A 7,113-nucleotide genomic window follows, 5' to 3' on the forward strand; every position below is an offset into this window, starting at 1 on the left:
CCGGACGATTTGTTACTCAAGATACTAAGCAAGGATTAAGCTGGGTTAATCTTGCTGCACAACAACACAATATTAAGGCGCAACAAACATTAGCTGATTTAGCCTTTGACGGTAAATTAATTCCGCGTGATTTAGCGCTGGCAGAAAAATGGTATCTGCAAATGGTCGCACAAGGAGATAAGTGGGCTCATTTTCGTTTAGGGTTTATTTATTCTGCTGGTGGTGATGGTGTAGTGCGTAATTGCGGCAAAGCAATGGAGCAGTTTAGTGCTGCGGGGGATGCCGTTTCAATGGGCAATATTGCGTGGATATTAGCCACGTGCCCTGAGGCCGAATACCGAGATGGTTCGCGTGCAGTATCAATGTCATTAAAATTACTCGAACAAAATCAAAATGATCCAACGGTATTAGATAATCTTGCGGCCGCGTATGCTGAGCTTGGAGATTTTTCTGCGGCAATTGATACCCAGAAAAAAGCAATTGATGCGTTAAAGAATAATCCTGAGATTGTGCGCAGCGATGAGTTTATTTTACGTTTGAAACAGTATCAGAATAATCAAGCTTATCGAGAAATTATCCCACTGATGTAATGCTCAGGATAAGCAATGTGAGTCATTTACTATTATCAACCGGTCCGTGTATTGACTTGTTTATCAGAAGGGATAATAGCTAATGTTAGTGCTTGAGCACCGATGTTGTTTGGTTTCGTTGATGTGCTTAATGCGCTAACAGAAAAAGGGGGAATTAGCACCCCAAGCACATCAACTGCCGTTCTTTCGCTCGAAATCACGATGCGGCTATCTTAATTGTTCTGACTTAAATCAAACTTAATCGAGTTTGATATCATCAAGGTTTTGCAACTCTAGACGTTTATCCATTAAGTCTTTAACCAAAGGCGTTAAAATTAATTCCATAGCCAGAGACATTTTTCCACCAGGAACAACTAGTGTATTGACGCGTGACATAAATGAGCCTTGGATCATGTTGAGGTAATAAGGGAAATCAACATTATTAATACCGCGAAAGCGAATCACTAAAAAGCTTTCATCTAAGCTTGGTATGTCTTTTGCGCTAAAAGGATTTGAAGTGTCTACAGTCGGCACTCGTTGAAAATTAATGTGTGTCCGTGAAAATTGTGGCGTCATGTGCTTGATGTAATCGTCCATACTACGGACTATCGAGCCCATGACTTTTTCACGACTATGGCCTCTATCATTTGTGTCGCGAATAATCTTCTGGATCCACTCTAAGTTAACAATCGGCACCATGCCTATCAAAAGATCAACATGTTTAGCGACATCGGCATCTTCCGTTACCACACCACCGTGCAGTCCTTCGTAATACAGCATATCGGTATTGGCTGGCAAATCACGCCATTGCGTAAATGTACCGGGCATTTGATTAAATGGCACCGCTTCATCAAAGGTGTGTAAGTAGCTGCGGGTTTGGCCATTACCTGTATCACCATAACTGGTAAAACATTCTTCGAGCTTTTTGAAATTATTCGCTTCGGGACCAAAATAGCTTAAGTTTCGATTTTCAGCCTGTGATTTTCTAATTAACACTTCCATTTCAGCGCGGGTGAAATTATGGAAACTATCCCCTTCAACGAATGCAGCATTGATACCCAACTGTCTAAAAATATGAATGAAGGCAGTTGTGGTCGTAGTTGTGCCAGCACCGGATGAACCGGTTACAGCAATAATAGGATGTTTTGCTGACATATTATTTGCCTAGGTAATGTTGTGGACGTGAAAAATCGAGTCACTAGTTATACGGTAATCATCACCCGTGGGTCAATTATTCGCAGGTAACAATGTGATCATTTTGTAGTAAAACCATCGTTTTGTATTACAGCTAGTCGAAAGATGAACGTGAAATATGCTCGCGTTGCCTAATGGCGATAGACTCATCATCCTCACTATATTCAACCACTAGCTCGCCCTTTTTTAGTGCTAGCTTACATTGGTCCATTGCGCGACTTAATTGTTGTTCGTCTGCGTCACTAAAACTGCCATCTTCAAGTTGTGATAACAGATATTCTTTTATCATACGCTGAAGTACTTCTTGAGGTAATGAAAGTAACGCTTCATAAGGCACAAGCATGGTGTATTTCCTATTTATGACTGACTAAAGACGCGGAGGTATCGTGTTCGGTTGCTGTATCACCTGTAGTTCGAATAAACTCGATGATGCGACGCTCGAGGTAAAAGCGCGGTTTCCAAGGCCAGCCACCTTCAACAAACCCTACATGTCCACCACACTCATGCAACTCGTATTCAACCATAGGTGATAATTGAGCTTGCTTTGGGATCACTTCATCGGTCATGAAGGGGTCATCCTTGGCGTGGATGACTAAAGTAGGCTTGGTGATATGCTGCAAATAGCCAAGGCCGCTAGATTGTTGATAGTAATCATTTACGTCAATAAAACCATGCAAAGGTGCAGTGACTTTATCGTCAAACAAATAAAAGGTATTGAGCATTTTGAGCTGCTCTTTAGTGATCGGCATTTGCTCGGTTAAATCAGCAGTGTTGATTTTGTCGAGCATTTTATGTTGTAAGCGTTTAATTAAAAAGCGTTGATACAGAGTTGAAAAGCCACTTTCTAAGCGTTTAGCACAGGCTCCTAGCGTGAGAGGGGCCGACACCACCACAGCACGTTCAAGTAAGCTATGTTGTTTTTTACTGCCTTGGTATTTTGCCAGTACATTACCGCCCAAGCTGTAGCCGACAGCATACAATGGTGAGTCTGGATAGTAATGCTTTAGTTGCTCTAGGGTATGGGCTAAGTCGTTAACATCGCCGCTATGATAACTGCGAGCTAAGCGATTTGGTTCACCAGAACACCCCCGATGATGGTGAACAACAGCAGACATTTTGGCTTTTTTTGCTTCGATGAGCATTCTGCGTGCATAATGCGATTCAGTGTTACCTTCAAGACCATGAATGATAACTAAGATAGGCGCGCCATTTTGGGCCTGGCCCAGCCAATCTAAATCGATAAAATCGCCGTCGGGTAACTCTTGTCTTTGCCTAAATGTTATTGGTCTGGCCACTTTGAAAATGAATGGCAGAATTGTTTGTACATGCGGGCTAGCAGCCCACCAAGGCGGAGTGAACAAGGTTTTCATAAAAGGAATATTTCTGTAATAGTTTGTGAAAATTTAAACGTATGTTTAAATGTTACTCATGCCACTCTACCACATAAAAAATAGAGACAACAATAAACTCAAGGGGAAGTAAATGAAGCGGCGTACCTTTATTACGGGTGCTTTTGCTGGAACTGCAGCAATAGCACTAGGCGTTAATTTATATTCACCCAGTATCACGACGTCTAGCGATGATATTCATCACCGAGTGTTGTTTAGTGTATTGCTGCCAGTGTTCTTAGACGGTGCATTGCCCGAGGTTCCTAGCCATAGAGAAATCGCGATAAATCGCACATTGGATGCAATTTCACAATCAATTACCCATTTGCCGATTGAACAACAGCAAGAGCTGATGGAATTGTTAGAGTTACTTGAAGGTCGCTTTGGTTTATTGTTGCTCAGTGGCAGTATGACACCGCTATTAATGCGTGAACCACAGCAATTGATCGACATGTTAGAGTTTTGGCGTAACAACTATTTGGACATGTTAACAACCGCTTATAATGGGTTACGTGAATTGATAATGGCAAGTTACTACGCCTGTCCGGAACATTGGGGCAATTTACGTTATGTAAAGCCTACTTTCTTGGTGCATAACGCGCATTAACCCCCTTATGTAAGGAGCTCTCCCTTGGCCATTATTGATCCTATTATTACCGGATTAAGTGCAGGCTGGCATCATATTGATGCCAGTACCTTAGAAATGGATCGTCACTTTGACGCTGATGTTGTTATTGTTGGTACCGGAGCGGGCGGTGGCACCGCAGCAGAAATACTCACTGAAGCTGGATTGAAAGTGATTATGATTGAAGGCGGCTCGCTTAAATCATCAACTCACTTTGATATGGAAGAGCGCCACGCTTATCCGAATTTGTACCAACAAGCTGCTGCAATGAAAACTGCTGATAAAGGTATTGGTATATTTCAAGGTCGAACGGTAGGCGGTTCAACCACGGTCAATTGGACTACTTCAATTAGAACCCCCGAGCAAACCTTGGCCTTTTGGGAGCAAGAAAAGTCAGTAAAAGGCCTGTCTTCGCAAGATTTACTGCCTTGGTTTGAGTTAATGGAACAGCGGCTCAACATTGAACAGTGGCAGTTTGAACCCAATAGAAATAATGGTGCATTGCGCGAAGGTTGTGAAAAACTGGGTTGGGATTACACCGTTATTAAACGTAATGTTAAAGGTTGCTGGAATACCGGTTATTGTGGCATGGGTTGCCCCGTAAACGCCAAGCAATCAATGCTAGTGACCACCATACCTGCTGCCTTAGACAAAGGCGCAACGCTGATTTCTCGCGCTAAAGTGATCAAACTTGAACACAAAGGCGATCAAGTTGTTGGTTTAACGGCCCAGGCATTAACCGAAGGGCTAAAGCCAACATCGGTGAACATTACCTTTAGTGCGAAACATTATATTTTAAGTGCGGGTGCAGTTCATACACCAACGATATTAATGCGTTCTAACACCCCAGATCCACATAAACAATTAGGTAAAACGTTTTTACATCCGTCATTGTTATCGGGCGGTATTTTTGCAGAACAAATTAATGGTCACAGTGGTGCGCCGCAATCTATCTATTCAGATGAATTTGTTTGGCGTGATGGCGCGTCTGGTGATCTAGGTTATAAGCTTGAAGTTGCGCCTGTACATCCCGTGTTGATAGCATCTAAAACCATTGGTTATGGTGTGAGCCACGCACAATTAATGGCTAATTTTAACCAAATGCAGGTGACTATTGCGCTTATTCGTGATGGTTTCAATCAGCAATGTCCTGGTGGTCAGGTAAGATTAACCGATACTAGTTTGGCGTTAGATTATCCTTTAGATAAAGGTTTTTGGGACGGTGCTCGTAGGGCATTTTTGTCGATGGCCGAATTACAATTTGCTGCAGGTGCCAAAAAGGTGTTGCCGATGCATGATGGCTTGGCTTTTCTTAATTCGTGGAGTGAAGCAAAGCAGGCTATTAATAATGCCGATTTAGGTTTATTAAAAACCATTGTCGCGTCGGCCCATGTGATGGGCGGTTGTGCAATGGGTGAAGATAAAACCCTTTCAATGGTCGATGGTTTTGGTAATTCGCATTACCTTGAAAATTTATCGGTGATGGATGGTTCGGTATTCCCAACCAGTTTAGGCGCGAATCCGCAGTTGTCTATTTATGGTATTGTGGCTCGAAATGCAACGGCATTAGCACAAAAATTGACTCAAACTGGCTAGATTAACTAGCTTGATATGCCGCCGGTGGGCGGTATATCAAGGTAATATTACAAGTCGTAACCAGACAATGTGTTACGAGTTAGTCAAACCTACTTGGGTGGTTAATTCAGCCATAATGCTTCCATCTAAGCCAAATAAGCTAAGATAGTGTTGTATATTACTCGGCTCAGTATTATCAGGCTCAGTATCTAACGTTGTCCTCTGCAGCAAGTTCAATTTATGCAATAACATGTACTGAGATTTACGTTCCATAATTAGCTCTACGTCGAGCATTTTTTGATATTCTTCACTGTCTAAGTGTACTTTAGCAATCCGACGTAATCGTCGATAAGGTTGCAACACATTTTCTTCCCATTGTTCTATAGCACCCGTTAATAATTCCCACTGCTGCTGGGTTAACACATAATGTTGTTGATCTAGGAATTGAGCTAATAGTAAAAGGTTAACATTTACTTGGTAACTATCTTGTAAGCTTATGTAAAACTTAGGATTAATTGAATAGTTTTGTTCGCAATCACGCCAAATTAAATAGCTGAATGTTTGGTGGTGAGAAGGCCGCGACATACCGTATTCCTTGTTGCCTTTGTGATGCTATTTTACACCACAAATGACAATAAAATAATGAAGAGCAATTGCTTATAGGCAATCTTGCTCAAAAATATCGATCTGCTCTTGAATCTCTAACCAATGCATTTCACTTTCATCCATAGCTTGAGTCAGCGTAGTCCGTTCGTTGAGAACATTGGTCATTTTAGCTTTGTTCTCTGTTTCGTATAAGCTGCCATCGGCTAACTCAATTTCTAATTCGGCTAATCGGGCATTAATTTTTTGCTGTTGAGTTTCTAACTTTACTTGTTGTTTTTTCAGCGGCGATACTTTCTGACGTAATTCAGCTTCCATTCTTTTTTGCTGTTTTTTATCAACAGCATCGCTGCTAGCGCCTACATCTGTTTTGTTGTTGGCTTGTGCTAGTTTAGCGGCATCTAGCAACCATTGATGGTAGTCATCTAAGTCGCCATCAAAAGGTGTTACAACACCTTGGTCAACTAAGTAATAATCACTACAACTTAATCGTAATAGGTGACGATCGTGTGACACGATAACCATTGCGCCCTCAAAGGTTTGCAATGCCATGGTGAGTGCGTGACGCATCTCTAAATCTAAATGGTTGGTCGGTTCATCGAGTAATAGTAAATTTGGACGCTGCCAAACCACTAATGCTAATACTAGGCGGGCTTTTTCGCCGCCAGAAAACGGCCGTACTGGCGATAAGGCCATATCACCATTAAAGCCAAACCCACCTAAAAAGTTACGTAATTCTTGTTCGCGAACACTTGCTGGCGCGAGTCTAGCCAAGTGTTGCATTGGAGAATCATCAAGCGTTAAAAATTCAACTTGATGCTGAGCAAAATAACCAATATTTAATCCTGGGTTAGGTTGATACTTACCCGTTTTGGCTTGTAGTTGGCCTGATAACAGTTTGATCAGCGTTGATTTACCGGCACCATTTCTACCCAACAAACCAATACGCGCACCAGGAACGAGATTTAACTCAACCTGTTTCAGGATGGTATTATCTTCATAACCAATAGAGACATTTTCCATTACCACTAATGGGTTCGGTAGCGCTTCTGGTTCTCTAAAGGCCATTTGAAATGGATTGTCTACTTGCGATGGCAGCAACTCGGCCATGCGCTCGAGTGCTTTCAAGCGGCTTTGTGCTTGTTTAGCTTTACTGGCT

At 42.1% G+C, this 7,113-nt stretch carries 8 protein-coding genes; 3 read left to right on the plus strand and 5 right to left on the minus strand.

Annotation, left to right across the window (positions count from 1 at the left end):
- Positions 1–590 (plus strand): tetratricopeptide repeat protein (locus CXF78_RS06210; RefSeq protein WP_102036281.1); only part of this gene is annotated, 590 nt, incomplete at its 5' end.
- Between the two features lie 237 nt (positions 591–827).
- On the opposite strand, the gene CXF78_RS06215 is transcribed toward CXF78_RS06210, so the two are convergent.
- The 3 genes from CXF78_RS06215 to CXF78_RS06225 form a co-directional block, all read right to left on the minus strand.
- Complete coding sequence (locus CXF78_RS06215) at positions 828–1,724, minus strand: phosphoribulokinase (RefSeq protein ID WP_011638729.1); 897 nt, start codon at positions 1,722–1,724, stop codon at positions 828–830.
- A 133-nt stretch (positions 1,725–1,857) separates the two neighbouring features.
- A complete protein-coding gene (locus tag CXF78_RS06220) occupies positions 1,858–2,106 on the minus strand; it encodes a YheU family protein (RefSeq protein ID WP_059744600.1) in 249 nt (82 codons plus the stop codon).
- Positions 2,107–2,116: 10 nt separating this feature from the next.
- Positions 2,117–3,133, minus strand: coding sequence for a hydrolase (locus CXF78_RS06225; RefSeq protein WP_102036282.1), 1,017 nt, complete (start codon positions 3,131–3,133; stop codon positions 2,117–2,119).
- A gap of 112 nt (positions 3,134–3,245) precedes the next feature.
- On the opposite strand from CXF78_RS06225, the gene CXF78_RS06230 reads away from it, so the two are divergent.
- Positions 3,246–3,758 (plus strand): hypothetical protein, encoded by a 513-nt coding sequence (locus CXF78_RS06230; protein ID WP_059744593.1) that lies wholly within the window; start codon positions 3,246–3,248, stop codon positions 3,756–3,758.
- A gap of 24 nt (positions 3,759–3,782) precedes the next feature.
- Positions 3,783–5,372, plus strand: coding sequence for a GMC family oxidoreductase (locus CXF78_RS06235; RefSeq protein ID WP_102036283.1), 1,590 nt, complete (start codon positions 3,783–3,785; stop codon positions 5,370–5,372).
- A gap of 72 nt (positions 5,373–5,444) precedes the next feature.
- Here CXF78_RS06235 and CXF78_RS06240 read toward each other — a convergent pair whose 3' ends face one another.
- Entirely contained in the window at positions 5,445–5,936 is a 492-nt protein-coding gene (locus CXF78_RS06240) for a TIGR02444 family protein (protein WP_011638724.1), read from the minus strand.
- 72 nt (positions 5,937–6,008) lie between these two features.
- On the minus strand, positions 6,009–7,113 hold a 1,105-nt coding region (locus CXF78_RS06245), incomplete at its 5' end, for an ATP-binding cassette domain-containing protein (RefSeq protein ID WP_145991383.1).

It is taken from the genome of Shewanella sp. 11B5, assembly GCF_002836795.1.
In the GTDB taxonomy this organism is placed as follows: domain Bacteria; phylum Pseudomonadota; class Gammaproteobacteria; order Enterobacterales; family Shewanellaceae; genus Shewanella; species Shewanella frigidimarina.